Raw genomic sequence first — 2032 nt, 5'->3', positions numbered from 1 at the left:
TAGACTCTGAATACATTAGCGCAAACCATCTCCGTTATTTTTAGTTATTAACTTGCAAAACGGGGCGTACCATACATTCTGTCCAAAAACGAGTTTGAAAGCGTTGGTTGGGGCTGTGATGAAGAAACCTGTATGATACTTTAATACGCAGTGGCAGCCCGATACTGACTTGGTTGTAGAAATTAGTATGAATCTTTTTTTGGGTTACGTATCATTTAGAACGGTACGAACAGGGTTACTTGACTGTTTAGTATGAAACTTTATTCCTCTCCCACACCAAGCTAACTTAATAACTAACAGCCATGCCAGAACTCTGAGAGTTGGGCCATCTGATAAATATCGGTGCCGTCTTCATCATAATTTAGCTTGTTTTTATGTTGAATGGGACTAAACCAAAAGTTAACCGGTTTACCGTTTTCCACTTTCTTAAAAGCTATTTGAATTTGTGTATTAGCATACAACTCTTCATGAGGATGATATAAATCACCGATAGACTCGTATCCTTCAGGTGTTGTAAACATTACCTTATAATAACCTGGTCTATAGCTATATTTTTCCTCAATCAATACTTTTACACTGTAAAAATTTGGTATTACAAAGGTTCTGCTATCCAAGCATGACACACTATTGTCTTTAACAATAAAATGTCTACCAGGGTGAGATTTAAGGTCTGTATTTGCTTCAAGCGTATCCGGGTAAGTAAATCCACTTTTATGGCCAAACATTCCTTTTAATGACTTCTGTCTATCTTTATAGCTAGAGTTAATCTCAGTACCATTTAGCATGATCACATCGTATAAGCAGACTGAGCCATCATCGAGGATATACGTTTCTAAAACGCCACTTTCAAAGCTTCCAATTGCAACTTTAGAGGCAAGCATTTCCTGAATGTTTTTGTCTAATGTGAAAGCATTACCTTTAATATCTACAGCTTGTATTGAATTAATCGATTCTTGGCCAAGTTTTATATAAGCCCGCTTACCTTGCTGTACAGGAATAACAACAGGGTCATTTATTTTGCTAAGCTGTTCTGCAAAAGGCACGTCAAAGTCACACTTATACATAGGAGGCTTAAAATTGCTAAATGGCAAACACGGAACTTTAGTCTTTAATTGCTCGATAGGTTCATATCCATCAATGACCCTAGTTCGAAGCATGTTAGAGTAGTTCATTCGAGCAATGCCAAGGCAGTCGAATGGCAAGCGAGCCGTTTCTTTCATATAACTTATTTTTTGCTGGCCATAATACTCTCTAACTTCAAACTGTGTTTCGTCATCGCTTGCGAAAAATGCAATTTCACGCCAGTTCTCACGCTTTCCCAATTTATTTAAAATTTCTGACTCAACTTTAATCATTCAGATAACTCCAAAATCAAGGTTGTAAAATTCGCACTGATCTTCTGATGCTTCATTCATTTCGGTATCTTCATTACTCACTTGGCGGTGATGTTGGCCTAGTACGATAATATTTGCAGGTGGTTCAATGATGTCATCTAGTTTTTTTAATGCTTCTTCAAGTTCTCCACCTTCTGTTGAAACGTACTGTGAAGTAATTACGCAGCTAGCAAACTTATCGTTATTAGCCTCTTTGTAGTACTTAAAGAAATCAGAGTAATATGAAGTTAATCGGCTTTTTAAAACGGGTAAGATTGGATGGCTAATTACGCTATCCTGCATGTCCAGTGTTTTCAAGGCACGAAGAATTAATGCAAAACCAGCCCATTCAAGTGTATTGTTGAATACATCCATACCCCCAAATACTTTGTTTTGCCATGCATCAAAAGCAGAGTGCATTTCATACTCATCCATATACCAAACTTTGCTTGTACCATTTTCAAACTCTAATAATAAATAGCAACCAGAGTATGAAGCCTCCTGAGTGCTATCGCCTTTAACGTGAGATACTTTGTTTGAGCTAACATCAATTGAAAACTTATCGTTGTCATAAACCACCACGGCTAGCGCATTTTAATCCCAGATTCTAACAGGGTTGAGCGATAATCATCGTCTAGCCCTGCCATTTTCTTTTTTCT

General features: G+C 37.4%; 2 protein-coding genes. Both read right to left on the bottom strand.

Annotated elements, in window-relative coordinates; all coding sequences use genetic code 11:
* Positions 1-293 precede the first annotated feature (293 nt).
* Positions 294-1355: a hypothetical protein gene (locus HUS62_RS22145; protein WP_175081178.1), complete on the bottom strand. Its 1062-nt coding sequence runs from the start codon at positions 1353-1355 to the stop codon at positions 294-296.
* Positions 1356-1955 carry a hypothetical protein gene (locus HUS62_RS22140; protein ID WP_175081177.1) on the bottom strand — a complete coding sequence of 200 codons (600 nt, stop codon included), beginning with the start codon at positions 1953-1955 and terminating at the stop codon, positions 1356-1358.
* Positions 1956-2032: the final 77 nt, after the last annotated feature.

Origin of the sequence: Pseudoalteromonas sp. 0303 (genome assembly GCF_013349995.1) — a bacterium.
GTDB lineage: Bacteria > Pseudomonadota > Gammaproteobacteria > Enterobacterales > Alteromonadaceae > Pseudoalteromonas.
Note: the sequence above shows the minus strand (reverse complement) of the source record. Positions and strands in the feature narration are given on the sequence as shown.